16 protein-coding genes are annotated in these 26,383 nt (G+C 64.0%); 2 read left to right on the forward strand and 14 right to left on the reverse strand.

Annotation, left to right across the window (positions count from 1 at the left end; genetic code table 11):
- Positions 1-36: 36 nt before the first annotated feature.
- From G9Q37_RS11620 to G9Q37_RS11640, 5 genes are read right to left on the reverse strand one after another with little or no spacing between them, the layout of a single operon-like run.
- Complete coding sequence (locus G9Q37_RS11620; protein WP_166227349.1) at positions 37-2,772, reverse strand: DEAD/DEAH box helicase; 2,736 nt, start codon at positions 2,770-2,772, stop codon at positions 37-39.
- Positions 2,772-4,574: a site-specific DNA-methyltransferase gene (locus G9Q37_RS11625; RefSeq protein WP_166227350.1), complete on the reverse strand. Its 1,803-nt coding sequence runs from the start codon at positions 4,572-4,574 to the stop codon at positions 2,772-2,774. Before G9Q37_RS11625 ends, G9Q37_RS11620 begins: the two co-directional genes overlap by 1 nt.
- Positions 4,575-4,584: 10 nt before the next feature.
- Complete coding sequence (locus G9Q37_RS11630; protein WP_240936373.1) at positions 4,585-6,354, reverse strand: AIPR family protein; 1,770 nt, start codon at positions 6,352-6,354, stop codon at positions 4,585-4,587.
- Between the two features lie 25 nt (positions 6,355-6,379).
- Positions 6,380-9,466, reverse strand: coding sequence for a TrlF family AAA-like ATPase (locus G9Q37_RS11635; RefSeq protein ID WP_166231222.1), 3,087 nt, complete (start codon positions 9,464-9,466; stop codon positions 6,380-6,382).
- Positions 9,463-12,342 (reverse strand): SNF2-related protein, encoded by a 2,880-nt coding sequence (locus tag G9Q37_RS11640; protein WP_166227352.1) that lies wholly within the window; start codon positions 12,340-12,342, stop codon positions 9,463-9,465. The genes G9Q37_RS11635 and G9Q37_RS11640 overlap by 4 nt, the downstream gene beginning before the upstream one ends.
- Positions 12,343-12,970: 628 nt before the next feature.
- Here G9Q37_RS11640 and rpoH point away from each other — a divergent pair.
- Together rpoH and G9Q37_RS11650 are read left to right on the forward strand one after the other, a co-directional pair.
- Complete coding sequence (gene rpoH / locus G9Q37_RS11645; RefSeq protein ID WP_166227353.1) at positions 12,971-13,927, forward strand: RNA polymerase sigma factor RpoH; 957 nt, start codon at positions 12,971-12,973, stop codon at positions 13,925-13,927.
- 31 nt (positions 13,928-13,958) lie between these two features.
- Positions 13,959-15,731, forward strand: coding sequence for a sensor domain-containing diguanylate cyclase (locus G9Q37_RS11650; protein WP_166227354.1), 1,773 nt, complete (start codon positions 13,959-13,961; stop codon positions 15,729-15,731).
- A gap of 4 nt (positions 15,732-15,735) precedes the next feature.
- Here G9Q37_RS11650 and lysS read toward each other — a convergent pair whose 3' ends face one another.
- The 9 genes from lysS to G9Q37_RS11695 all read right to left on the reverse strand — a co-directional run bounded on the left by lysS (position 15,736) and on the right by G9Q37_RS11695 (position 26,225).
- On the reverse strand, positions 15,736-17,292 hold the full coding sequence (lysS, locus tag G9Q37_RS11655) for a lysine--tRNA ligase (protein ID WP_166227355.1): 1,557 nt from the start codon (positions 17,290-17,292) through the stop codon (positions 15,736-15,738).
- Between the two features lie 68 nt (positions 17,293-17,360).
- A complete protein-coding gene (locus G9Q37_RS11660) occupies positions 17,361-18,077 on the reverse strand; it encodes an ABC transporter ATP-binding protein (protein ID WP_166227356.1) in 717 nt (238 codons plus the stop codon).
- 14 nt (positions 18,078-18,091) lie between these two features.
- Entirely contained in the window at positions 18,092-18,862 is a 771-nt protein-coding gene (locus G9Q37_RS11665; protein WP_166227357.1) for an ABC transporter ATP-binding protein, read from the reverse strand.
- Positions 18,863-18,872: 10 nt separating this feature from the next.
- A complete protein-coding gene (locus G9Q37_RS11670) occupies positions 18,873-19,973 on the reverse strand; it encodes a branched-chain amino acid ABC transporter permease (RefSeq protein ID WP_166227358.1) in 1,101 nt (366 codons plus the stop codon).
- Positions 19,974-19,992: 19 nt separating this feature from the next.
- Positions 19,993-20,922, reverse strand: a complete 930-nt coding sequence (locus G9Q37_RS11675; RefSeq protein ID WP_166227359.1) for a branched-chain amino acid ABC transporter permease — start codon at positions 20,920-20,922, stop codon at positions 19,993-19,995.
- Between the two features lie 217 nt (positions 20,923-21,139).
- Positions 21,140-22,435 carry a replication-associated recombination protein A gene (locus tag G9Q37_RS11680; RefSeq protein WP_166227360.1) on the reverse strand — a complete coding sequence of 432 codons (1,296 nt, stop codon included), beginning with the start codon at positions 22,433-22,435 and terminating at the stop codon, positions 21,140-21,142.
- A gap of 28 nt (positions 22,436-22,463) precedes the next feature.
- Positions 22,464-23,105 (reverse strand): outer membrane lipoprotein periplasmic chaperone LolA, encoded by a 642-nt coding sequence (gene lolA, locus G9Q37_RS11685; RefSeq protein WP_166227361.1) that lies wholly within the window; start codon positions 23,103-23,105, stop codon positions 22,464-22,466.
- A 52-nt stretch (positions 23,106-23,157) separates the two neighbouring features.
- Entirely contained in the window at positions 23,158-25,497 is a 2,340-nt protein-coding gene (locus tag G9Q37_RS11690; protein WP_166227362.1) for a DNA translocase FtsK, read from the reverse strand.
- Between the two features lie 53 nt (positions 25,498-25,550).
- Positions 25,551-26,225, reverse strand: coding sequence for a Crp/Fnr family transcriptional regulator (locus G9Q37_RS11695; protein WP_166227363.1), 675 nt, complete (start codon positions 26,223-26,225; stop codon positions 25,551-25,553).
- Positions 26,226-26,383 lie beyond the last annotated feature (158 nt).

The raw sequence follows: 26,383 nt of genomic DNA on the forward strand, positions 1-26,383 counted from the left end.
GCCCCGATTCAATTCCCAGTGCCGCGCCGATCGCGTCTACGACTTCACCTCGAACCGAAGATAGTCTGGGAACTGCTTGGATTCATTTACCTCGTCGTGAGGTATCAGCACATACCTCCAAGGCTTGGCGCCAACGCTCGCAGCATGATCGGATGCATACTTGCACCAGCGCGTTGCAGCCGCAGCTTTGGCCTGAACCTCCTGAGCGTTGACATCGGAACGTGCCTTGGTCTCCACCATGTATTTGGCCGCGTCCATCTCTGCCACGAAATCGGGGACGTACTCTGGCTGCTCGGTGCCGAGCTTGTAGTAGATCTGAAACTGCCCCTTTGCGGGCTTGAACCACTTCAGGGCATCGCGCTCCAGGATGATGGCGAAGCGCCGTTCGGTATCCGAGTCGAACTTCTGCAACGGGTACAGACAACGCGCGAATCCACCGAAGAGCATCTGCTTGATGCGACTGGTCTCGGTCACGGTCTCCCGGAAGTGGTGGGCCGTCTGACCTGCCGTGGCGGTGTAGTTGCAAGGCTTGAGTTCGGTGAAACCGCGACTGACCTGCACCTCGTACTCCGTCGCCTCTTCCCAGAAGTGGGCCATCATCTGCGCGTGGATTTCCCTTGCGATCAAGCGGCGGTCACGATCGAGGACGCTGATGGCTTCGTCCTCGGACAGATAACCGCGCAGATGCTGCACCATCTGGCCTGCGAGCTCGTAGAGGAGGTCGGCGTGGGTGAAGTAGTCGATGTCATCGAAGTCCACGAGAGCGTGGACGATGTAGTCCTCCGGGCGCTGCTCCTTGAGCCCAACTTCGGCGGCCAGGGTGTCCTGCTCGTTGGTACGCAGGTTATGGATGACGATCTCGCGCTCACCCGGCTGGAGATGGAGCTGGCTCACATCCAGCTTGAAGGCGTGGAAGCCCGTCGTAACCTCGCCAGTCGGCACCACCGCGATACGCGGGATGTCGATGGTCTGCTGCACCACGATCTCGGTGGTCTTTGCCACCACGGCGGACAAGTCAAGTGCGGGGACTGATTCATCCACGCCCGCGAGCAGTTCGCCTTGCAGCGGCTTCAACCGCTCAGCCACCTCCGCGATGATTTCCTTCTGCACTTCGGGTTTCAGCAGCGCGCTGCTGGTGGGCACCAGATCGCGCTTGACCTCGTACTTGCCGATGACGTCCATGACCACACGCGCCGCCTGCTTCTCTGCCTCCGTGGTGAACACCGGCTTGGGCGCGGGGACTTCCGCTTCACTGTCAGTGGCTGAAGCCCCTGTGATCACGACCGGTGCTTCCGTCAAACCGAGACGCGCCGCAGCCCCGGACTCGACCTGCACGCTGACCTTCTTATCGTCGGCGCTCGGCGCATCGAGGATGACCTGCCTCAAGCGAATCGGCGAGTCGCCACGGTTGGCCTCGTCGAGGATCTCCTGGAACTTGTCGTGCGCGACGATGTTCAAGCGATCCACCGACGCGACGCCCGTGCGCTTGCCGTAAGGCAAGCGCAGGCCGCGCCCGATGGACTGCTCGATCAGCGTGCGGGCATTGGCCGCGCGCAGCGGAACGATGGTGTAGAGGTTGGTCACGTCCCAGCCTTCCTTCAGCATGTTGACGTGAATCACGATCTCGGTCGGCTCGTCCACGCTCTCCACGGCTAGCAGGCGCGTGATCATCTCTTCTTCCTCCGCGCCGGTACGGCTGGAATCGACCTGAATCACCTTGCCCTGGTAGCGCCCCTCGTAGAAGGCTTCCGATTCCAGAAGGGCCAAGAGTTGCCCCGCGTGAGTGGTATCGCGAGCGATGACGAGCATGAAGGGCTTGACCGGCTTGACGCCGTTCTCGCGGGCGTAGGTGAGCAGCTCGACCTTGGTCGTCTCGTGCAGGCGCACGCCGTCTTCCAGCTTCGTCTTCTCGATCTCCTCGGGCGTGTGCGCCTTGGCGTCGAAGTTGCGCTGGGTGACCACGGCAGGCTCCTTGACGAAGCCATCCTCCATCGCCCGCGCCAGGGGGTAGTCCATCACCACGTTCTTGAACGGCACCGGCCCACGACTGGACTCTATGAACGGCGTCGCCGTCACTTCCAGTCCGAATAGCGGCTTGAGCTCGTTGATAGAGCGCACCCCGGCGCTGGCCCGGTAACGGTGCGACTCGTCCATCAGCAGCACTAGATCAGACAGGTTCGCCAGATGGTTGAAGTAACTGTCGCCCAGCACTTCCTTCATCCTCTTGATGCGCGGTTCCTTGCCGCCTCGCACCTCGGAGTTGATCTTGGAGATGTTGAAGATGTTGATGCGCACGTCGTGAGCGAAGCCCATCGACTGATCATCCACCGCCGCGCCCGTCTGGTCGTAGTTGTCGCCGGTGATGATCAGCGGTGGCTGCTGCGCGAACTCGGCGATGCCCTTGAACACGTACTTCGGCGTGTTGCGCGTGAAGTCCGTGATGAGCTTGTTGTAGATCGTCAGGTTGGGAGCGAGCACGAAGAAGTTGTTGATGCCGTGCGCCAGATGCAGGTAGGCGATGAAGGCGCCCATCAGCCGCGTCTTGCCCACGCCCGTGGCCAGCGCAAAGCACAGCGATGGAAATTCGCGCTCGAAATCCTCCAGCGTGCTGAACTCGCCTTTCAGTGTGGAAAGGATAGCCGGGACATCGCGCTCGTGGTCCAAGAGTTCGGGCGCGGCATCGAGCGCGCGAACCAGCTTGATAAGCGATTCCGCCTGGGGCGGACGAAGGGACAGGCGACCGGTGACGGCGTGCAGGACGCGGGCGTTCATTATTCGTTCTCCCCAAACAGGCCGCCCTGTCCCGCGTTGGCGAGGGCCGCTTTTCTGCTCTTTATGTTCTTGGCGCTATTGCCAGAGACAGCAGGCTCGGTCTTCTCAATCTCCGCCATCGGCAGGTTGGTCACATTCAGGCTGTAGTCGTCACGACCCCAATGGCAGCGGGCCAGCACCATCTTCGGAATCTTCTTCAACGTCAGGTTCGGCCAGCGCTCCGCCGCTTTGGCCGCCGTGACTCCGTGGAAAGCGGCGCAGCACACCAGTAGGCTCCGCTCCGGGCCGACTTCATCGGACAGCGCCTGCAACTGCTCAGCGGACAGGTTCTGGGTGGTGACGTAGATGAAGTCTCGCTCGCTGGAGTGGCCGTGCTGCCACCAGTGCGTTTCCGAGGGAGCGTAGGCAAAGCCCTCGAGCTTGGCCAGCGCTTCGGCCAGCTGCGCAGCGTTGTATTCGGGATTGATGACAGGGTTGCCCCAGCGGTCGTTGACGATCAGGCTGGGGGCAAGGCGGTAATAGCGGAAGCCGCCGCCGCCTTTCCAGTTCATCGCTGCAGTGACACCTGCCGGGTCTTCGCCATCGATCACCCTCTTCAGGCGGGGAATCACGTGGGAGTGACAATGCTCGCCCAACTCCACCATGATCCAGCGGCGTCCCATTTTGTGGGCGACTGCCCCAGTGGTTCCAGACCCAGCAAAAGAATCAAGAACGATGTCGCCAGGCTTGGTCGTCAGATCAAGACATCGCTTGATAAGCCCCTCGGGCTTCTTCCCTTTGGGGAAGTCGATCCCGCCTTCGTTGTGGAGATTATTGGAGAGAATGTCATCCCATAGGCTGGTCAAGGGCTCACCAGCCACGTACTTCCCGTCAATGAACTTGAGCTTATCCGAGTAGAAGAGAATTCGCTCTCCATTGACGAAGTACATATTGGAATGAGATTCGCGCTCTAGCAGCAAGACTTCGCCGGATCGAGCCTTCGATCTGTCAATCATCTCCCTCGCTTCACTGCTAACGGCGTTGTAGTCTGGCCGTGCGAGACGAACTACACGCTCCGCATTCTTCATCACAAACTCGGAAAGCTGCTCCTCGTATAGATCCCCCAAGGTCTTCTTGAGGCCACGTTCAGGCATACCGAGACTCATTGCGAACGCGCTAGCAAGTGTGATGAATCGCCAACGAGAGAAGGGCTCTTCGTAGCTTTCGATGAATTGTCCATAGCGCTTGTCCCGCTCGGCACGGGCCGTGAAGACTCGATTGGGCGTCCACAGCGATTTGTTCTTTGCGTAGACCAGAATGAAGTTGGTAGTGCTCACAACGCCTGGATTGATTGCCTTGTGGCCGGTAGCTGATCCTTGCTTGAAGGTCACCACTGAAACCCGATTCGCCCGCCCGAACACTTCGTCCAACAACGCGATCAAGTATCCGAGTTCGTTATCGTCGATGTGCACAAACAGCGTTCCGTCATCGGACAGAAGTCGCCGAAGCGATTCGGCGCGATCACGAATGAGTCCAAGCCAGATGGAGTGCTCGTATCCATCGTCGTAGTGCTCAAATGCCTGTTGCGTATTAAAGGGTGGGTCGATGTAGACGCACTTCACCTTGCCGGAGAACTCCTGCTCCAGCGCCTTGAGTGCTAGCAGGTTGTCACCGAAGATCAACCGGTTGTCGAAGATGTCGTTGTCCGACACGCGATGCTTGGCGTGATATGACTCCTCTGGATTTTCGAGCAGGATGCGCGGCTCCAGCTTGGGCCGCTTCTCCTTGCCGATCCAGGTAAGTTCTAGTTTTTGTTTGCTCATGACATCGCTCTCATAGTTGTTGCGCCTTGCCCGACAAGTAATCAAGCAGGCGTTTGCGCGGATATGCATCCGTCGCATTATTGATATTGCGCAGGTTGGGCAGCACCGGGTCGGCGGTCAACGCGAAATGCGTTTCCATCAAAGCGGCCAAGAATCCCGCGACGCTGCCCTGATTGCGAAAATAGGCCAGCGGCCCTTCGCCCAGCAGGCGCTGCTGCCCCAGGTCGAAGGTTTGCTGTCGGAGCTGATCGAGCGGCTGGCTGATCAGGCCGGGAATCGCCGCCCCGTCGATGGCTACTGCCGCGCCGATCCGCTGGCGCAGGCGCTTCATCATGACGGCCGTGATGACATGCAGCGCATGACGGTAAATCAGCTTTTCCAGACTGCGCGCCGCAGCTTTCTGCTCGTAGTCCACCACCAGCTTGCGAATTTCCCGGTGACACAGGACGGCGTTGACCAGCGCCACCCCCGACAACGTCGCGGGGAACAACGCCTGGTATTCGGCGGATTCCGGGTTGGCCAGCCGCGCCGGCTCGCTCTTCAACCAGACCGCGTAACGCGGGTCGTCCTGCTGCGAGGCCTGCACCCGCAGCGCTTCGTCGAGTGAGATGGCCGTGGAGCCGGTTGCCGCCGCCTCCGGGCGATAGTGGTAGGTGTAGCCGAGATGGGCAATTTCCTGCCGCAGCCGTTCCTGATTTTCATCGAGCGAAGCGAAGTTCGCCGTCTGCACGGGGTTCTGGTGGTTGCGGGCCTTGGTGACGCGCTTGCCGAACGGGCCGTCCGCAGGTGCCTTGATCAGCGTGAGCATCACCTTCGCATCGTCGATATTGCTGTCCGGGTGTTGGGCCACGAACTCGGCTGCGGAGGCGACGGTCTGTGCGCCGTTGATGATGGACAGGCCGCGCACTTTGAACTTCCGCAGGCCGTTGTTCGGGTTCTTCCCCTTCGGCTCGATTTCGTCGCAGACCGCCGTGACGCCGTTGTTGAGATAGAAGAAGCTGCCCGGATCGTCGCGCAGGGTCGTCTTGATCGCTTTGTTGACGTCCGACCGGCTGCCGAGGAAGTAGCGGATGTTGCGCTCGTACAGCGCCTTGTCGTGCGTCCGGTGGAGAGCTACAAGGTCGGCCAGCCGCGCGATGCCGTAGTACGTGGCACGCGGGCTTTCGACCTTGGCGTGCTTTTGCAGCGCGATCTCGGTGTGAACCGGCCTGTAGGCCTGCTCCGCAAGCAGATCGCGCACGATCTCGGCTGCGGTGTAGTACTGCACTTGCTTTTCGAGCCGTTCCTCGTCGAGGTCGTCATCGTCGAGCAGCACCTGCATGGCGTCGATGGCGGATTGGGAAACGCCGTCGCCCGTGTAGGGCACGACCAGCCTGATGTGGCTGCACGCATCCAGCACGCCTTCGATTTCGGTCTTCCGGTTCAGGACGTTCGCATTGAACCCCGTGAAGTCCTGCTTCAGCAGCAAGCGAATGCCCGTGCAGAACGACTGCGCCTCGTCCTGCTTGAACTGCTCCGACTCCTTCAGCTTGGTTTGCAGCAGGTAGAGCGTTTCAGTCGGCGCGTGGTAGTAGATAGCATCAATGCCCTTGTCGTTGAAGTCATCCACCACGGTGGCAGCTGCATCCTTCGGCGCAAGACCGAGCAGCTTGTGCAAGGCGAATGCGCTGAACGCACGAGAAATCTGCTTTGCGGCCTGATCGGCGGGATTTGCCTGACCGAGCAAGGGCGGCAGGAACGGCACGAAACGATCTGCCAGCACCTTCTTCAGAATGGTCATGTACTGAGGTTCGAGCGCCGGCATGTCAATGGTACTTCCCGGATCGGTTCTCGAATGCGGGCTTGGTACCTTCAAGTACGGTCACGACGGCGCCGTTGAGCTCCGTGTTTTCGATCGCCCCCGAGTCATAGTCGATGGTGGAGTCCGATGCTCGATCGAACCTCGCATGGATGATCTGCTCTGCATCACACACAACCGCCAAATTGGGGTTGTGTGTGACCATGATGATTTGCCGCTGTTTCTTGGCCTCCGACAGAACGGGCACGAGCAGGCGGAACACCGTCTCGTTGTCAAGGTTTTCTTCCGGCTGGTCCAAGATGATGGGCGTCTTTCCCTTGTCCACCAGCAAGTAGAAGATCAACAATAGTGCACCGCGCTGCCCGGGAGAGAGCTGCTCGATCTGCGTGTCTTGGAACAGCAAGGAGTATCGCGGCTCAAGGAAGTTCAGCCCGAAGATCAGGTCATACACTGCCGCTGCGGACTGTCCCTTTTTCACCAAGTTGAAGATGCCAGCAGGCGACCCGGATGCTCTGGCGGCTTCCAAGACCTTCTCCTGCAAGGTGCTAACGAAGGCCAATGCCCCGTCTCTGGTGTTCGGGTCATGACTGTCGAACAGCTTTCGGATTGTCGAAAGTGCCTCGTCCTGCCCACGGAAATCACCCCAAGTCTGCTTGATCAAGGCGAACAACTGATCCGCGATGGCATCCGCAGATGCCGCAAGAGTCGCCTGGAACTGCAACCTGTAGTCTTCCCGTATCAGGCCGTTCTTCTGGATCAAGTCCTGGACAGGTTTGAACAGTTCCGCACGCGCCCTTCGCTGGGCATTGAGGGTGTCAAATATTTCACCTGACAGCTGCAATCGCTTTGCTTCCAACTCCTTGAGCTGTTCAGGCAGCGCCTCGATCTGCTTAATACGGGTCTCTAGGCCAACCTTCGACTCCGGCTCGGTGGGTGAGCCGATCAATTCATCCCGCTTCCTGTTCCATTCTGCAAGCTGACGGTGGTAAGACTCGAACTGTTGCTGAGGCGCGTTCAGTTTCGCGGTGAACCCTTGCTGCGTCTCCGTGTAGGTCTTCAGGTTTTCAGCCAGCTGCTCGGACTCGGTCTTCAACTCGCCCTGCTTTGTCGTGAGCTCAGCTGATCTCTTGTCGAGAGCACCTGTCTTGATATCGATGGCTGCAAGATCGGACCAGGCGAACCCAAGCAGCTTGAGGTCATCGGACACTGTATTCTGTGCTTGGTCAAAGGTCCGCTGGAGCAATCTCAACTGCTCACGAATGTTTGCTATCGCCTTCTGCCGCTTGGCTAGTTCGGTGGTCTCGCCGGCGATCTCTAGCGTGCGCTTTTTCGCAGCTTCTATCTGCTGACTAGCCGCTGCCAAGCCCTCCGCAGCCTCCTTTTGCTCGGGGCTCAACGCTTCTGTGGGCGCGGCAACCTCCGCTGGCTTTAGCTTGTCATGTTCTTCAATTTGCTTGCCCTTCAGCAGAAGTAGGTCGGTGAGCTTCTTCAGCTCTATGGGCTGAAGCTGCTCTTCGATACGCACGATTGATGCATTGGCCGAGGCCAGTTCCTTGCGATACTCACCCAAGCGGTTCCTGAGCGACTGCTCCTGCTGCTCCGTCAGTTGATCGAAGTCGAGTGCGCCCAACCTCATGTCTTCACTCGCGTGAGAGAAGATCACTGACCGCAGTTCCTTCTCGAAAGCATCCGACTTGCCCGACACATGCTCGTTGCAAAGCTCCTCGAAGTAGTGCTGTGGAATGTAGCGAACAAGCTCCGCCTTCTCTTCGGATGGAGGCACATTGAGAGGTCGGGCTTCAGTACTCTCGTCGCACCAGGTCAGCGTCCCGGTGAAGTGTCGTGCGGGTTCGCCGGTCTTCCCTAGGAAGCGATCCCGCCGGAGAAAGCTGAAGTGCTTGGACTGTCTGGAATTACCAAGCGTCGCGATGACATCGGCCAACGCGCTTTTCCCGCTTCCCTTGTTCCCGATGATGGCAACAAGGTCGGGGTTCAACGGGATGTCGCAGCCGTGGAGCCATTGTCCTACGCCGGCCTTGTCTCCTGTCTTGGTGATTTCAATGGATTCGATGTAGTAGGTCTTGTTGGACTCAACTTCCAGCACCTTGGGTGGTTTGTCACCAATGTAGGAGCGCTTCGCCGGCTCAAGAATGGCTTGTTTGAGGCCACGGAACGTTGGGTCGGCCTTGATCCACGTCTTCTTGCCAGAGGGGAAGTCGCCATAGCCCCGCTTGTCGTCATTCCCGGCAGCGCCAACAAAGCAATGAGCGTCACTGCCAGCCACTACAAGCCTAGGGATACCCTTCAACCCGTGCCTGAAGTTGTCGATCCAGGCGTGGTTGGTCAATGTCTTCTCGCACAAGAACGCTGTTCTCAGCTCCATATTCCTGGACTCGAAGATCGGCGACGATTCAAAGAGCCCGAGGAAGTAGGAGTAGTGCTGCTCCCATTTCACCTCGGTAAGCCCGTCGCTCGTGTCGTATGGCATGAACCCAATCGCGAGTTCGTTTGGGACACTGGCAATGGCTTTCCTGTAGCTCTCAGTCTTTACTTCAGCCAACTTGTACCCAGCCAACAGCGCATCCGCGTAGTCACTTTCGACCACTTCCTTCTTGTGTCCCTTCTTTGCCAGCATATCGGCGGCAGTCCCGCGAGCGAGATCAACAAGTGCGTCCTTGGAAACCGAACGATCAAGGCGCTCGATCTTGAGGTTGGCAAGAAAATCCTTTAGATGCTGATCGGCGATCTCGTCTGAGAAGATGACATGGGCGTTAAGCCGCTTTTCGGTAGGCGCTGACAGCCGCAGCTCAATCCCGGGAAAGACCTTCTTTGTGAGCTTCGGCGCGTCCGCTTCAGAGAGTCGCTGCTTCAGCGCGAACCAGCCATCGAAAGTCCAGTAGTCCATGATCGCGAACACAGCAGGCTCAGCCTTGTTCATGGCTTCGATCATTTCATCGACCAGCTTCTTGCTCGTCGCAGAGGAGAGGTCGCCGTCGAACCTCTCTCCCGACCAATGGAACGACGCGGGCGTATGGACATGCAAGTCCCACTGCCTCCAAAGTGCGCCCCGGGAAAGTTCTCTTTTAGTAGTCATTTCAGCTCCCATTCGACGGTGAACAGCGTGCGCTCCTCCACCTGCTGCTGGAGCTGCACTTCCAACTGACTGATAAGGTCATTTCGCTGGGCTTCAACTTCGTCCTGCCGGGCAAACAGCTCGCGGCGCAGCTTGCTGCGCTTGCCTTCCAGTTCACGCTGCTTCTTCTGCCATGACAGCTTTTCTTCTAGCGTCGGCGAGGTCGCTGCGGTTCGGCGCACCTCCTTGATCTCGCGGTCGATCTCCTTGATCTCCTGCTCCAGACCGAGCTTCAGGTCGTCCGCCCAGGCATCCAGCTTCTGGACTTCCTGCTCGAAGTAGCCGAGGTTGCGCTCGTTGACGTCGCGCAGGAGTGCGGTCTTGCGGGCTTCCACGTCGGCCAGCAGGGTGGCGTCAGGGGCGTTGAACAGACTGGCCGCCTGCGTGGCCGCGGGCAGGCGCAGCAGTTTTTCCGGGTCTTCTTCCGCGAGCACGACGCCGTCAGTCGTGCCCGCGGCAACCAGCAGATGTTGCTCCTGGTTGCCGAGTGTCTCGACCGTGACCAGCTTCACGGTGAGCCATCCGGCCTTGCCGCGCCAGGCTTCAAGCGTGCTGATCTTTGAACCGTGGGCGTTGTAGTCGAAGACGAGACGAGCCCCGTTGAGTGCGCGCGCCTTGGCCTGCTCGATGCCCCATCGCGCCAGCGGATGATTGATGCGGTATAGGTGCGCGTCGCCGGAGCGGCGGGGCAATTCGTAGCGCCCCAGCTCGATGCCCGCAGGGCCGGCATGCTCGATTCCAGTCGGTATGTGGCGGAGATCGAAGCCGTCGTCATCGAACGCGGCGCAATGGACCAGTTCGGCGCGGGTCAAGTCCATTAGCATCCGCTCGAAGCGGTTGCGCGCGTTGCGGCTGTCGTCGGCCCGCATGCGCAGCTTCTCCTGCACCTCCTCGTCAAAGTTCTCAAGCAATACCTGGCGCGTCTTGACCATCGCCTCGTTGATCTCGCCGGAGAGATCGAGCTGGAGTTGCTCAAAGCTGGACTTGATTTCCTCGGGCTCTCGGCAGTTCTGGTAGATCTCGGCGATACGCCGCTCGAAATCGACACCGGAGCCGATGGCACCCAGCACTTCGTCGCTAGCCCCAAACACGCCCTCGAAGAGCTGGAACTTCTGCGACAGCAGCTCGTACACCCGTGCATCGGCCTCATTGCTGCGGTCGACGAAGTTGACCACCACCACGTCGTGCTTCTGACCGTAGCGGTGGCAGCGCCCGATGCGCTGCTCGATGCGCTGCGGGTTCCACGGCAGGTCGTAGTTGATGACGAGTGAGCAGAACTGGAGGTTGATGCCTTCGGCTCCGGCCTCGGTGGCAATCATGACCTTGCCACGCTCCTTGAAGTGCTCAACCAGTGCCGCACGGGTGTCGGCAGTCTTGGAGCCGGTGATGCGGTTGGCGCCTTCGTGGCGCTTCAGCCAGTCCTTGTAGATCGCCTGCGCACGCTGGTCGCTATTGGTGCCGTTGAAGAGCACGATGCCGTCGCCGTATGGCGTGTCGGCCAGCAAGTTGAGGAGGTATTCCTGCGTGCGCCTGGACTCGGTGAAGATGATGGCCTTCCTGGGCGCGCCTAGCCGATCCAGTTCAGCGAAGGCGCGATCCAGCGCGGTGAGCAGTGCCTTGCCCTTTGCGTTGTCCCGGATGTTGGTTGCCAGGGTTTTGAAGTGGCGAAGCTCCTCGATCTCCTCCGCGATGCCATCGCGCTCCAAGCGGCTCGGTGCTGAGACGTCTGAGCCTTGGTCGTTCAACTCATCGGCGGTTTCGTCGAGCGACTCGTAATCCTTGTCGAGTTCATCGACCAGATCGGGAGCTTCGGTGACTTCGTCGAGCACACTCTGGAGACGCTTGGCCATCGTCTCCAACGCACCCGCAATCGCATGCGTGCTGGAGGCAAGCAGCTTCCATAGTACGAGTGAAATCAGTTGGCGCTGCCCCTCGGGCAGGGCCTTGAGGTTAGGGCGGCGCAGGTATTCGGCGACGAGCCTGGAAAGTTCCTGCTCTTCGCGCGACGGCGTGAACTCCTCGACTATGGCCTTGCGCGATGTGTACGACACGTAGGGCTGAACCTGTTTGCGCAGGGTACGCTTGCAGATGGGGGCCAGCCGGTCACGCAGGCTGCTGAAGGATTGCTCTCTGCCAGTGAACTGCGAGCGGAAGCTATCAAGGTCTCCGAACACACGGTCATCGATGAAGCTGACCAGCCCGTAGAGTTCGAGTAGCGAGTTCTGCAACGGCGTCGCGGTCAGCAGCACTTTGGAGTGAACGCGCGACAGCGCCTCCTTGAGGGTCTTGGCGATGACGTTGCTGGTCTTGTAGACGTTGCGCAAGCGATGCGCTTCGTCGAGGACGACCAAGTCCCAGTCGATGCTCTTGACATCGTCAGCTTTGGCCTTCGCAAACTGATAGGAACAGATGATCGGGCCGGAGCCGAACAGGAACGGGTTCCGCTGCTCTTGCTTACGAATCGCGTTATAGCTCTTGGCTTCGAGGATCAGCCCTTGCAGGCCGAACTTTTCCTGCAGCTCCTGGTGCCATTGCTTGCGCAGGTTCGCCGGAACGATGATGAGGACCTTCCGCCGCCGTTCGGCCCAACGTTGGGAGAGGACTAGCCCGGCTTCGATGGTCTTGCCCAGACCAACCTCGTCAGCGAGGATCACGCCGCGTGAGAGGGGGTTGCGGCAAGCGAAGAGCGCGGCCTCGACTTGATGGGGATTCAGATCGACTTGCGAATCGACCAAAGTCGAAGCCAGCGACTCCACGGAGTCGCCTGCTGCACGCCTAGTCAGCAGCCAAGCAAAATACTGGCTCTGATGTGGCGTAAGAAGCTGCTGGCCCGTCAACGGCAATCCCTCCCTGTCAACCTTGCACCAACCGCACTCTGTGCCTCGGGCCGCAAGCGCGTGCCTCCTGCCACCCCCACTACGCCTATACGGGGATTCGACATTCGCGTCATTGCGAACGGCGATCTTGTTCGTATTCGAACGCGGAGAAAGCGAGGCGGTTTACTTCATAAGCTTATCTGAAGCCGCACCCGTCCCACTCATACACGGCAGAGGGAGTCTTGGGTACCGCGATTCGACGTTCAGACGCAATTGGGGAGTGCGCAGAGTGCGCTCTGGCTGAAGAATGAGCAGTCCGTGCTGGGAGCGCTTGCCGCGAGAGAAGCTCTGGGGAAAGCGAGCGGTGCTGCGCCGCTCACTGCTGTTGACCCGGGCGCTTGACCGATCTTCGTCAGGCTTTTCGGCATACCAACCAACCATGCAGGCAAACCGGAAAAAATATATATAAATCAACTACTTATATCGCTCCTCCGCCCTGATGCGTTCAAAACTCAGTGAGAAAAATTCAATACTCACCGGGAATCGACACCCGCCATGGCCCACCCGTGGCGGCGGGATGGAACTTCTGCTTTAGCACTCTCTCCAAGCGAGTGCTAATATTTCGGCCGATTTCCCGAGGAGGTCATCCATGTCCCCATCGCTTGCTGTCGCGCATCCCGCCGCCCCTGGTGCCCTGGCCGTTGCCAGCCCCTGGAGCCGCTCGCTCACGCTGCCGCCGCTGGGCAACCTGGACGCGTACATCTCCGCGATCAACCGCCTGCCCCTGCTCACCCTCGAGGAAGAGCAGGAAGCCGCCCGCCGCCTGCGCGACCACAACGACCTCGAAGCCGCCGGCCGGCTCGTGATGTCGCACCTGCGCCTGGTGGTGTCCATTTCGCGCCAGTACCTGGGCTACGGCCTGCCCCACGGCGACCTGATCCAGGAAGGCAACGTGGGCCTCATGAAGGCCGTCAAGCGCTTCGACCCCGACCAGGGCGTGCGCCTGGTGAGCTACGCCATCCACTGGATCAAGGCCGAGATCCACGAATACATCCTGAAGAACTGGCGCATGGTGAAGCTGGCCACCACCAAGGCCCAGCGCAAGCTGTTCTTCAACCTGCGCTCGCGCAAGCAAGGCCTGCGCGCCGAAGCCCTCGACGGCGACACCCACCGCGAGGTGCTCAGCGACGCCGAGATCGGCGTGGTCGCGCGCGAGCTCAAGGTCAAGCCCGAGGAAGTGCGCGAGATGGAAACGCGCCTGTCGGGCGGCGACGTGGTGCTCGACCCCGCGCCCGGCGACGATGGCGAGGAGGCTTTCGGTCCCATCGCCTACCTCGCTGACGCCTCGCACGAGCCCACGGCCATGATCGAGTCGGCCGAGCGCGACCACCTGGCCACCGAAGGCATCGCGCGCGCCATGGGCGAGCTCGACGAGCGCTCGCGCCGCATCGTGAGCGAACGCTGGCTCAAGGTGAACGACGACGGCTCGGGAGGCATGACGCTGCACGAACTGGCCGCCGAGTACGGCGTGAGCGCCGAGCGCATCCGCCAGATCGAAGTGGCGGCCATGAAGAAAATGCGCAAGGCGCTCGCCGCCTACGCCTGATCCGGCCGGGGCGATTGCACAATCGCCCCCTATGCCCTCGTCCCCCACAGTGTGGCAGCGCCTCGGCGCTGCCCTGGGTCTGTGCCTCGCCCTGATCGCACCGCCCACGTCCACCGCCCTAGCCGCGATCGCCGCCCCCAGCGCCGGGGAACCCTCCAGACCCATCGTGCTCGACGACCGGCACGGCACGGTCGATCTGGCCGGGCGCAGCGAGCAATTGCTCGACCCCAATGGTTCGCTGGGCATCGAGGAAATCGAGGCCCATCGCCACACCGGCGTCTGGACCCTGCGCGCGGCCGGTGACCGCACGCGCCTGGCCAACGACGCCGCGCTCTGGATCCGTTTCGAGGTGATGCAGCGCAGCACCGACGCGGCCTGGGAGCTCGAGCTCGCGCGTTCGGGCACCGACTTCATCGAGCTCTACCACCGCGACGCCCAGGGCCGCTGGCGGGTGCAGCGTGCGGGCGACCGCCTGCCGGTGCGCGACTGGGCCCATCCCGACCGCTACCCGGTGTTCGGCCTGGATGCCCGCCCGGGCGAAGCGGTGCGCTACTGGGTGCGCATCGAACACGCGCGCGTGCCCTTCTCGGGCGAGCTGCGGCTGCACGACCACAACACGCTGCGCGAGATGCGCATCCACCAGCAGTTCGGCCTGGGCGTCTACTTCGGCATGGCGCTCCTGCTGACCCTGGTGGCGCTGGTGCACGTGGCCGTGTACCGCGACATGGCCTTCGCCCTCTACGCCGTCTACACCACCCTGCTCGGCCTGGGCATGGCGGCCTCGCTCGGCGTGGGCGGACAGTTCCTGTGGCCGGGCCAGGCGCGCTGGAACCAGGTGGCCGAGTTCGTGCTGCTGCCGCTCATGGGCGTGGCCGGTCTGCTGTTCGTGCGCCAGGTGGCCCAGCCGCGGCGCCTGGGGCGGCTGCTGGACCGCCTGTGCCTGGGCCTGGCGCTGCTGTGGCTCGCGACGGTGGCCTGGGACCTGATCGCGCCCAGCCGGCTCTCGCTGCAGGCGGTCACGGCGCTGGGCACGGCGGCCATGGCCACCATCGCGGCCATGCTCTGGCGCGCCTGGCGCAGCGGCGATGGCTGGCTGCGCTGGTTCGTGCTGGGCATGCTGCCGGTGCTGATCGCGGGCGCACTGCCGGTGATGCGCAACTTCAACCTGATCTCGTCGGGCTTCCTCTCGCAGTACGGCATGGTGATCGCGGCCACGCTCGAAGCGCCCGTGCTGGTCTATGCGCTGCTGCAGCGCTCGCGCATGCAGCACGAATCGCAGATGCGCGCCCGCGCGCTCGAGCGCACCGAGCCTCTGACCGGGCTGATGGTGCGTTCGCACATGATGCTGTGCCTGCACGACAGCCTGGTGCGCGCACAGCGTTACCACCATTCGAGCGCGCTGCTGCTGGTGCGCCTGGACAACCACGCCGAACTGCTGGAGCGCCACGGCCGCGAGACCGCGGACCGCGCGCTGGTCATCACGGCCTCGCTGCTGCGCTCGCAGGCGCGTGACGTGGACACGGCCGCGCGCGTGGACGACCAGGATTTCGCGCTGCTGATGGAAGGCCCGGTGAAGGACACGCAGGCCGCGGGCGTGGCCACCAGCCTGGTGGCCGCGGGGCTGCGCTCGCCCGATCGCCTGCCCCCGGGCACCACGCTGCGCCTGCGGGTGGTGGTGGCCCTGCTGCCCGACGCGCGCGGCGAACACGGCCAGGACGCCGAGGCCCACCTGCGCTGGATGCACGAGGGCCTGCGCCTGCTCGGCCAGGACCCGCGCAAGGCGATCCTGCGGCTGAACTTCTGAGGCTTCAGACCTCGCGGCGCAGCGCGGGGAACAGGATCACGTCGCGGATGCTGGGGCTGTCGGTCACCAGCATCATGAGGCGGTCGATGCCGATGCCGCAGCCGCCCGCGGGCGGCATGCCGTATTCGAGCGCGCGGATGTAGTCGGCGTCGAAGTGCATGGCCTCGTCATCGCCGCCGTCCTTGGCCGCCACCTGCGCGTGGAAGCGCGCGGCCTGGTCCTCGGCGTCGTTGAGCTCGGAGAAGGCGTTGCCGAATTCGCGGCCCGTGATGTAGAGCTCGAAGCGCTCGGTGACCTCGGGCCGCGCGTCGTTGGCGCGCGCCAGCGGCGAGATCTCGGTCGGGTGGTCCATGATGAAGGTCGGGTTCCAGAGCTCGCTCTCGACCTTCTCCTCGAAGTACAGCACCTGCAGCGAGGCCAGGCTGCGGCCGGCGAGCTGGTCCTTCTCCTCGCTCAGGCCGAGCTTGCGCAGCTGGGCGCGCAGCCAGTCGGCATCGTCGACCTGGGCACCGGCCTCGGTGTACTTGACGATCGCGTCGCGGATGGTCAGGCGCTCGAAGGGCGCGTCGAGGTCCACGGCGCGGCCCTGGTAGGTGATCTCGCCATCGCCGCGCACCGTGCGCACCACGTGGCGGATGAGCCGCTCCACGAAGTCCATGAGGTCGACGTAATTCCAGTACGCCGCGTAGAACTCCATCATGGTGAACTCGGGGTTGTGGCGCACCGAGATGCCTTCGTTGCGGAAGTTGCGGTTGATCTCGAACACGCGCTCGAAGCCACCCACCAGCAGCCGCTTGAGGTAGAGCTCGGGCGCGATGCGCAGGAACATTTCCTGGTCGAGCGCGTTGTGGTGCGTGATGAAGGGTTTGGCGTTGGCGCCCCCGGGAATGGGGTGCAGCATGGGCGTCTCGACCTCGAGGAAACCGCTGTCGACCATGAACTGGCGCAGCGCCGTGACGGCCTGGCTGCGCGTGACGAAGCGCCGGCGCGCCGACTCGTCGGTCATCAGGTCGACGTAGCGCTGGCGGTACTTGATCTCCTGATCGGCCACGCCGTGGAACTTGTCGGGCAGCGGACGCAGGCTCTTGGTGAGCAGGCGGATCCTGTCGGCGTGGATGGTGAGCTCGCCGGTGCGGGTGCGGAACAGCACGCCCTCGGCGGCCACGATGTCGCCCAGGTCCCAGTGCTTGAAGGCGTTGTGCTGCGCCTCGCCCACGCTGTCGTTGTTCAGGTAGATCTGGATGCGGCCGCCGCTCGGGCCGAAGGAGGCGTCCTGCAGCGTGGCGAAGCTGGCCTTGCCCATCACGCGCTTGAGCATCATGCGGCCGGCCACGCTGGCGCGCACCGGCGTGGCTTCGAGGTCTTCCTTGCTGGTCTCGCCGTGGCGTGCGAACAGCGCGGCGGCCTGGTCCTGCGGCTTGAAGTCGTTCGGGAAGGCCACCCCTTCGCCGCGCTGCTGCGCCTCGCGCAAGGCCTTGAGCTTCTCGCGGCGTTCGGCGATCAGCTGGTTCTCGTCGTGCGCCACGGGCGCGGCGGTGTCGGGGGTCTGGGCTTGGCTCATGAATGAAAAAGCGGGTTGGGCGCCGAACGGCGCGCAACCCGCGATTGTAGGTTTGCGAGAAGCCGGGGTTATTCGCCCAGATACGCCGCGCGGACCTTGGGATCGGTCAGCATCTGCTTGGCGTCGCCGCTCATGATGATCTCGCCCGAGTCCATCACGTAGCCGCGGTCGGCGATCTGCAGCGCGCGGCTGGCGTTCTGCTCCACCAGCAGGATGGTCACACCCTGGGCCGACACGTCGCGCACCACCTCGAAGATCTTGTCGACCATGATGGGCGACAGGCCCATGGACGGCTCGTCGAGCAGCAGCACCTTGGGCTGGCTCATGAGCGCGCGCGCCATCGCGAGCATCTGCTGCTCGCCACCGCTCATGGTGCCGGCGAGCTGGTCCTTGCGTTCCTTCAGGCGCGGGAAGATGCCGAACATGCGCTCGATGTCCTGCGCGATGCCGGCCTTGTCGCTGCGCACGTAGGCGCCCATCTGCAGGTTCTCGGTGATGGTCATGCGCGTGAAGACGCCACGGCCTTCGGGCACCATGGCCAGGCCCTGTTTCACCAGGTCCCAGGCGCCCTTGCCGCGGATGCTCTGGCCCAGGTACTCCACGTCGCCGTCTTCCATGCCCAGCGAACCGGTGATGGCCTTCATGGTGGTGGTCTTGCCGGCGCCGTTGGAGCCGATCAGCGAGATCAGCTCGCCTTCCTTGACTTCCAGGTCGACGCCCTTGACGGCCTTGATGCCGCCGTAGGAGACCTTGAGCCCTTTGACTTTGAGAAGCGTGTTTGCCATGTGGGGTCTCCTGCTCAATGCCCGCCGGTGCCGAGGTAGGCCTCGATCACCTTCGGGTCCTTCTGCACCTCGGCCGGCGTGCCCGACGAGAGCTGCTTGCCGTAGTCGAGCACGGTCACGCGGTCGCACAGGCCCATGACCAGCTTCACGTCGTGCTCGATGAGCAGGATGGTGCGGTTGTCGTTGCGGATGCGGTCGATGAGTTCGCGCAGCTGCACCTTCTCGGTGGCGTTCATGCCGGCCGCGGGCTCGTCGAGGGCGATGAGCTGCGGGTCGGTGGCGAGCGCGCGCGCGATTTCCAGGCGGCGCTGGTCGCCGTAGCTCAGGGTGCGCGACTTGTAGTCGGCGAACTTGCCGATGCCCACGTAGTCGAGCAGCTCGCGCGCGCGGTCGGTGATCTCGCGCTCTTCGCGCTTGAAGCGCGGCGTGCGCAGGATCGCGCCCAGCAGGCCCGATTGCGTGCGCACGTGGCGGCCGACCATCACGTTCTCGAGCGCCGTCATCTCGGCGAACAGGCGGATGTTCTGGAAGGTGCGCGCGATGCCCGCCTTGGCCACCTCGTGCACCGCGGTGGGCGTGTAGGGCTTGCCCGCGAGTTCGAAGCTGCCGCTGTCGGGCGTGTACAGGCCGGTGAGCACGTTGAAGAACGTGGTCTTGCCCGCGCCGTTGGGGCCGATCAGGCCATAGACCTGGCCGCGCTGGATGTGGATGCCCACGTCGCTGAGGGCTTGCAGACCGCCGAAACGCTTGGAGACGTTGGCGACTTTCAGAATGGTTTCGCTCATGCCGCGCTCCTCACTTGGTCGCCAGGGACTTGCCGTGTTCCGGGGCGGGCCACAGACCTTTGGGTCGCAGCAGCATGATGACGATCATGGCCAGCGCGATCAGCAGCTGGCGCAGGATCTCGGGGCCCAGGCGGCCGTCGGTCATGGCCGTGAGCGGGTGCGCCACATGGCGCAGCAGCTCGGGCAGGCCCGCGAGCACCAGCGCGCCGAGGATGACGCCCGGGATGTGGCCCAGGCCACCGAGCACCACCATGGCCACGATCATCACCGACTCCATCAGGATGAAGGACTCGGGGTAGACACCGCGCATGAAGGAGGCAAACAGCACGCCCGCGACGCCGCCGAAGGTGGCGCTCATGCCGAAGGCTGCGAGCTTGAGGTTGCGCGTGTTCAGGCCCATGGCCTTGGCCGCGATCTCGTCTTCGCGGATGGCCATCCAGGCGCGGCCGATGCGCGAGTCCTGCAGGCGGTAGGCGATGCAGATCGCCACCACCACGAAGAACAGGATGAGGTAGTAGTACAGCGTGACCGACTGGAAGGTGTAGCTGAAGCCGCCGATGGACACGTCCAGCCGCTGGCTCATGCTGTGGCCGAACACGCTCACCGCGTCCACGTTGCTCAGGCCTTTGGGGCCGTTGGTGAGGTTGATCGGGCGGTCGAGGTTGAGCATGAAGATGCGCACGATCTCGCCGAAGCCCAGCGTGACGATGGCGAGGTAGTCGCCGCGCAGCTTGAGCACCGGAAAGCCCAGGATCAGACCCGTGACGCCGGCCAGGATGCCCGCGATCACCATCACGATCCAGAAGTTCATGTGCAGCCCGTTGGGGAACGTGGCCGCCAGCCAGGCGAAGGTGTCGGTGAGGTGCGGCGAGGCGAGCAGGCCGTAGAGGTAGGCGCCCACCGCGAAGAAGGCGATGAAGCCGAGGTCGAGCAGGCCGGCGTAGCCCACCACGATGTTCAGGCCCAGCGCGAGCAGCACGTAGAGCAGTGCCACGTCGACGATGCGGACCCAGGAGTTGCTGCCGGTGGCCTGCAGCACGAGCGGCAGCACCAGCATGAGGATGCCCACGATCACGAAGGCGATCAGCTTGACGGGTTTGGTGTTCGTCATGGTGTTTCTCCCCGTGGCCTCAGGCGCGGTCGGCCACGCGTTCACCCAGCAGGCCCGACGGGCGCAGGATCAGCACGAAGGCCAGCACGATGAAGGCGAAGATGTCGGTGTACTGGCTGCCCAGGAAACCGCCGGTGAGCTTGCCCAGGTAGCCGGCGCCCAGGGACTCGATGAGGCCCAGCGCGATGCCGCCGATCACGGCGCCCGCGAGGTTGCCGATGCCGCCCATGACCGCGGCCACGAAGGCCTTGAGGCCGGGCATGAAGCCCATGGCGTGCTGCACCGTGCCGTAGTTCGACGCCCACATGATGCCGGCGATGGCCGCGAGCATGGCGCCGATGATGAAGGTGGCGGAGATGACCACGTCGGGCTTGATGCCCATGAGCGCCGCGACGCGCGGGTTCTCGGCGGTGGCGCGCATGGCGCGGCCCAGGTTGGTGCGGTTGACCAGCCACATCAGCAGCGCCAGCACGATGGCGGTGGTGGCGAGGATGGTGATCTGGGTGACGGAGAGCACGGCGCCGAAGAACTCGATGGGTTCGCGCGAGAGCGTGGCCGGGTAGGACTTGGGGTTGGGCTTCCAGATGATCATCGCGAGCGTCTGGAGCAGGATGGACACCCCGATGGCCGTAATCAGCGGGGCCAGTCGCGGCGAGTTGCGCAAGGGCCGGTAGGCCAGCTTCTCGATCGTGAAGTTGAGCGCGGCGCACACCACCATGGCGATGAGCGTGGCCACGATGAGGATCATCCAGCCCGCCATGTCGGGCGAGGCTTCGCGCATGGCCGTGATGATGGTCCAGCTGGTGAGCGCGCCCACCATGAGCACGTCGCCGTGGGCGAAGTTGATGAGGCCGATGATGCCGTACACCATCGTGTAGCCCAGGGCGACCAGGGCGTACATGCTGCCCAGCACCAGTCCGTTGAGGATCTGCTGTAGCAAGACTTCCATGAAAGGTTCTCCGTGTTTTTGACCGGCGGGGTGGTGACACCGCCCCTGTTTCAACCTAGCAAAAAACCCGCCAGAGGCGGCCTCGATAAAGGCCTGGGGCGGGTTGGTGGTGCGCGATTGTAGCGAGGGGTATCAGGGCTCCATCGGGGGCTTCGCCCCTGAAATCAAAGGGTAAACCCGGGACGCAGCCCCCCGTATCAGTGCGACTACGGACGCATCAGTTCTTCTGATCCTGGCCGTTCAGGCGGCGCAATTCGCGCAGCTTTTCGCCGATGCGGATTTCCAGCCCGCGGTCGACGGGCTCGTAGAACGCAGGCGCTTGCATGCCCTCGGGCCAATAGTTCTCGCCCGCCGCGAAGCCGCCCGGCTCGTCGTGCGCGTAGCGGTAGCCCTTGCCGTAGTCCAGCGATTTCATGAGCTGGGTGGGCGCGTTGCGCAGGTGCATGGGCACGGGCCGGGTGCCGTCGCGCTTGACGAAGGCGCGCGCCTGGTTGAAGGCCTTGTAGACCGCGTTCGATTTCGCGGCCACCGCGAGGTAGACCACGCATTCGGCCAGCGCCAGCTCGCCCTCGGGCGAGCCCAGGCGCTCGTAGACCTCGGCGGCGTCGAGCGCGAAGCGCAGGGCCCGCGGGTCGGCCAGGCCGATGTCTTCGGCCGCCATGCGGATCAGGCGGCGCGAGACGTAGCGCGGGTCCACGCCGCCATCGAGCATGCGCACGAACCAGTACAGCGCGGCGTCGGGGTCAGAGCCGCGCACGCTCTTGTGCAGCGCGCTGATGGTGTCGTAGAACTGCTCGCCGCCCTTGTCGTAGCGGCGCATGCGCTCGCCGAGCACGCGCAGCAGCCAGGCGTCGGTCACGGTCTCGAGCTTCTCGCGCCGAGCGGCCACGGCCAGGGTTTCGAGCGTATTGAGCAGGCGGCGCGCGTCGCCGTCGGCGTAGCCGATCAGGCGCTCGAGCGCAGGGCCTTCGATCTCGGGGACGGCGTCGATCGCGCGCGCCTTGGCCACGATGGCGCGCAGGTCGTCTTCGGTGAGCGGCTGCAGCACGTAGACCGCGGCGCGCGACAGCAGCGCCGAGTTCACCTCGAACGAGGGGTTCTCGGTGGTGGCGCCGATGAAGGTGAACAGGCCGCTTTCCACGTGCGGCAGAAAGGCGTCCTGCTGGCTCTTGTTGAAGCGATGCACCTCGTCGACGAACACGATGGTGCGTTGCGCGTGCAGGCCGTCGCGCGCGAGCTCGGCCTGCTCCACCGCCTCGCGGATGTCTTTCACGCCGCCCAACACCGCGCTGATGGTGATGAACTGGGCGTCGAAGGCGTCGGCCATGAGCCGCGCGATGGTGGTCTTGCCCACACCCGGCGGGCCCCAGAGGATGCAGCTGTGCGGTTGGCCCGACTCGAAGGCCAGGCGCAGCGCCATGCCTTCGCCCAGCAGGTGCTGCTGCCCGATGACCTCGCCCAGCGTGCGCGGGCGCAGCCGTTCGGCCAGCGGGGCGTGGGCAGCGGTGTTCAAGATCGGATCGGGTGTGCCACGCGGCCGTTCACTGGCGGATCACATCGGCGCCCGCGGGGGGCTCGAAGCGGAACTCGCCGCCCTTGAGCGCGGGGTTGTTCTGCCACTGCGAGAAGCGCAGCACCGAGCGCTGGCCCAGGCCGTCCTCGATGTCGAGCACCGAGAGCTGGGTGCCGGCAAAGCCCAGGCGCACCTTGCGCAGCTGGCCGTCGCGCTGTTTGGGCGTGGCCTCGGCCCACTGCAGGCCGTCGGCATCGGGCGCGGCGCGCAGCTCGAAGCTGGTGCGCAGCGCGGCGAGGTCGGGCGCCGACGCGATGATGGCCGCGGGCGTGCTGCCCAGCGCGTCCTTCTGCGCGCGCACCGTCACCTGGTTCAGGTCCACGTCGTGCAGCCAGAGCTGGCGGCCGTCGGCCACGATGGTCTGCTCGAAGGGCTTGAGGTAGTCGAAGCGGAAGCGGTCGGGACGCTGGAACACGAAGCGCCCGTTGCTGGTGCGCTGGCGCGGCGTGGCCTCGTTGGCGCGCGCGGGCGAGGTCACCACCTGGGTGAAATCGGCGCGCGCGCTGCTGGCCTCGCGCAGGAAGGCCTCGAGCGCCTTGAGGCCGTCGGCATGGACCGGCAGGGCCGCCCAGCACAGGGCGGCGGCGGCAAGCAGGGATCGGATGTTCATGACACTCGGAGCCTCGAGGGCGGCGGGAGTTGCACCGGAGGGTTGCCGGCGGTCATTCGGGGCGGCCACCCACCAGGATGTCGCGCTGCCCGCTGCTGGTGAGCGCGCTCACCAGACCGGCGTTTTCCATGTCTTCGAGCAGGCGCGCCGCGCGGTTGTAGCCGATCTTGAGCTTGCGCTGCACGTAGGAGATGCTGGCCTTGCGGTCCTGCAGCACGATGGCCACGGCCTGGTCGTACAGCGGGTCTTTTTCACCCCCGCCCTCGCCGCCACCGTCGCCAAAGGCATCGCCGCCCTCGCCGTCAGCGGCGCCGCCATCGAGCACGCCGTCGATGTAGTCGGCCTCGCCCTGCTCTTTCAGGTAGGCCACCACACGGTGCACCTCGTCGTCGCTCACGAAAGCGCCGTGCACGCGCGTGGGAAAGCCCATGCCCGAGGGCAGGTAGAGCATGTCGCCCATGCCCAGCAGGCTTTCGGCGCCCATCTGGTCGAGGATGGTGCGGCTGTCGATCTTGCTGCTGACCTGGAAGGCGATGCGCGTGGGGATGTTGGCCTTGATCAAGCCGGTGATCACGTCCACGCTGGGGCGCTGCGTGGCGAGAACCAGGTGGATGCCGGCGGCGCGCGCCTTCTGCGCCAGGCGCGCGATCAGCTCCTCGATCTTCTTGCCCACCACCATCATGAGGTCGGCGAGTTCGTCGATCACCACCACGATGTAGGGCAGCCGTTCGAGCGGCTCGGGCTGCTCGGGCGTGAGCGAGAACGGGTTGCCGATGCTCTCGCCGCGGGCCTTGGCCTCGTCGATCTTGGTGTTGAAGCCAGCGAGGTTGCGCACGCCCAGCTTGCTCATGAGCTTGTAGCGCTTCTCCATCTCGGCCACGCACCAGTTCAGGCCGTTGGCCGCGTGCTTCATGTCGGTCACGACCGGCGCGAGCAGGTGCGGAATGCCCTCGTAGACGCTCATCTCGAGCATCTTGGGGTCGATGAGCAGCAGACGCACGTCCTTGGGGTCGGCCTTGTAGAGCAGCGACAGGATCATGGCGTTGATGCCCACCGACTTGCCCGAGCCGGTGGTGCCGGCCACCAGGCAGTGCGGCATCTTCGCGAGGTCGGCCACCACGGGCTGGCCGCCGATGTCCTTGCCCAGGCCGATGGTGAGCAGCGACTTGGCGTCGTTGTAAACGGCCGAGCCCAGGATTTCGGAGAGGCGGATGGTCTGGCGCTTGGCGTTGGGCAACTCCAGCGCCATCAGGTTCTTGCCCGGGATGGTTTCGATCACGCGGATCGAGACCAGCGAGAGCGAGCGCGCGAGGTCGCGGCTCAGGTTGACGATCTGCGAGCCCTTCACGCCGGTGGCGGGCTCGATCTCGTAGCGCGTGATCACCGGGCCCGGCGCGGCCGCCACCACCCGCACCTCGACGCCGAAGTCCTTGAGCTTCTTCTCGATCAGGCGGCTGGTCATCTCCAGCGTCTGCGCGTCCACCGTGTTCTGCTGGCCCGAGGCGGCATCGAGCAGGTCCACCTGCGGCAGCTTGCTGTCGGGCATTTCCGAGAACAGCGGCTTCTGGCGCTCCTTGGCCACGCGCTCGCTCTTGGGCACCTCGACCATGGTGGGCTCGATCACCACCGGCACCGGGTGGTGTTCCTCGATCTCCACGCGCTCGGTCTGCACCACCACCTCGCGCTCGCGCGCGGCCTGGCGGCCGATGCGTTCGTCTTCCACCGCCTCGCGCTTCTCGCGCCGCGCCTCGAACCAGCCGTCGAGGTGCTGGCCCACGACCTCGGCCCAGTGGCCCCACGAGAAACGGAACACCAGCGGCAGGCAGGCCAGCACCAAGGCCAGCAGCGCGAGGGCAGAACCCGTGAAGCCCAGCCAGCGCAGGGCCAGCGGCCCGAGCGCATGGCCCACCACGCCGCCCGCATGGCCGGGCAGCAGCGGCTCGAGCCGGTACAGGCGCGTCCATTCGAGCGCGCCGCTGAACGCGAGCAGCGCGGCCAGGCCGACCCAGAACGCCACACGGCGCACCAGCAGGCGCTGCCACCAGCGCGGCCCGTCGGCCTGGGGCGCGGCGCCGCGCAGCCAGCGCGCCAGGCCCGACAACCAGGCCCGCACCCCGGCGGCAAACACCCACCAGACAGAAAAACCGAAGAGGAAATAGCTGGCGTCGGCGACGATGGCGCCCAGTCGCCCGCCCCAGTTGCCCACGTCGGCGCGCGAGCCGGTGGTGCTCCAGGCGGGATCGGCCAGCGAGTGGCTGAGCAGGGCCAGCAGCCAGAAGGCCAGCGCAGCGGCACCCAGCACCAGGCCGATTTCCTGGGCAAAACGCGCGATGCCGCCGACCGCGGGCGCTTCGCGGCGGTCGGCATTGAGGGTGTTCAGGGAGTAGGTCATGTCCGGGGGGAAGCAAGCGCAAGCTTACCCCAGCCCGGCACCCGTCCCGGCGCTCAGCCCAGGGTGCTGAGGCGCTCCTTGATCAGCGTGGCGCCGTCTTCGGTGACCTCGATGAAACCGCGGTCTTCGAGGTCCTTCATCACGCGGCTGACCATTTCGCGCGAGGCGCCGATCATCTTGGCCACGTCCTGGCGCGACACGCGGTCGCGGATCATGAGCACGCCGTCGCGGTTGGGCTGCGCCTGCTCGAGCAGCGCGCGCGCCACGCGGCCGTACACGTCGAGCAGCGCGAGCGATTCGATCTTGCGGTCGGCGTGGCGCAGGCGTTGCACCAGGCCGCGCATGACGGCATACGCCATGGAGGAGTTCTCGGGCAGGCAGCGCGCGAACTCGTTGCGACCCAGGATCAACACGTCGGTCTGCACCTCGGCGCGCACCGTGGCCGAGTGCGGCTGGTTGTCGATCAGGCTCATCTCGCCCACGTAATCGCCCGGGTTCATGGTGGCCAGGATCACCTCGCGGCCGCGGCTGTCGGTGGTGACCACGCGCGCCCGGCCCGTGAGCACGATGGCCAGGCAGTTCGATTTCTTGCCTTGCTCGACGATGCACTCACCGCGCTTGTAACGGCGCTTGACGACCGCGTCGGCCACCGATTCGGCTTGCGCCTGCGTGAGGGTGGAGAACAGCGGAACGCGGCGGATCAGGTCGAGATTGGACAGGATGGACATGCGTGTATTCCCAGACAGCGGGGGGCAAAAGGGCCCGCTTCCCTACAATCCCGGCGGATCACGGGCCGCGGCTCGGACCGCTGGCTCTTCTCACATCGACTCACATTGACTATCGCGCCGGGTATCTCCATATACCCCCGCGACTCTAAACCAATTGC

Source organism: Hydrogenophaga crocea (assembly GCF_011388215.1).
GTDB classification, from domain to species: Bacteria; Pseudomonadota; Gammaproteobacteria; order Burkholderiales; family Burkholderiaceae_C; genus Hydrogenophaga; species Hydrogenophaga crocea.

Bases quoted from the DNA above. Each gene is read 5' to 3' on its own strand.
- G9Q37_RS11650 (WP_166227354.1), top strand. From the start codon at position 13,959: ATGCCCTCGTCCCCCACAGTGTGGCAGCGCCTCGGCGCTGCCCTGGGT.
- G9Q37_RS11630 (WP_240936373.1), bottom strand. From the start codon at position 6,354: ATGACCATTCTGAAGAAGGTGCTGGCAGATCGTTTCGTGCCGTTCCTG.
- rpoH (WP_166227353.1), top strand. From the start codon at position 12,971: ATGTCCCCATCGCTTGCTGTCGCGCATCCCGCCGCCCCTGGTGCCCTG.
- G9Q37_RS11635 (WP_166231222.1), bottom strand. From the start codon at position 9,466: ATGACTACTAAAAGAGAACTTTCCCGGGGCGCACTTTGGAGGCAGTGG.
- G9Q37_RS11675 (WP_166227359.1), bottom strand. From the start codon at position 20,922: ATGGAAGTCTTGCTACAGCAGATCCTCAACGGACTGGTGCTGGGCAGC.
- G9Q37_RS11620 (WP_166227349.1), bottom strand. From the start codon at position 2,772: ATGAACGCCCGCGTCCTGCACGCCGTCACCGGTCGCCTGTCCCTTCGT.
- G9Q37_RS11670 (WP_166227358.1), bottom strand. From the start codon at position 19,973: ATGACGAACACCAAACCCGTCAAGCTGATCGCCTTCGTGATCGTGGGC.
- G9Q37_RS11690 (WP_166227362.1), bottom strand. From the start codon at position 25,497: ATGACCTACTCCCTGAACACCCTCAATGCCGACCGCCGCGAAGCGCCC.
- G9Q37_RS11660 (WP_166227356.1), bottom strand. From the start codon at position 18,077: ATGGCAAACACGCTTCTCAAAGTCAAAGGGCTCAAGGTCTCCTACGGC.
- lolA (WP_166227361.1), bottom strand. From the start codon at position 23,105: ATGAACATCCGATCCCTGCTTGCCGCCGCCGCCCTGTGCTGGGCGGCC.
- G9Q37_RS11695 (WP_166227363.1), bottom strand. From the start codon at position 26,225: ATGTCCATCCTGTCCAATCTCGACCTGATCCGCCGCGTTCCGCTGTTC.
- G9Q37_RS11625 (WP_166227350.1), bottom strand. From the start codon at position 4,574: ATGAGCAAACAAAAACTAGAACTTACCTGGATCGGCAAGGAGAAGCGG.
- G9Q37_RS11665 (WP_166227357.1), bottom strand. From the start codon at position 18,862: ATGAGCGAAACCATTCTGAAAGTCGCCAACGTCTCCAAGCGTTTCGGC.
- lysS (WP_166227355.1), bottom strand. From the start codon at position 17,292: ATGAGCCAAGCCCAGACCCCCGACACCGCCGCGCCCGTGGCGCACGAC.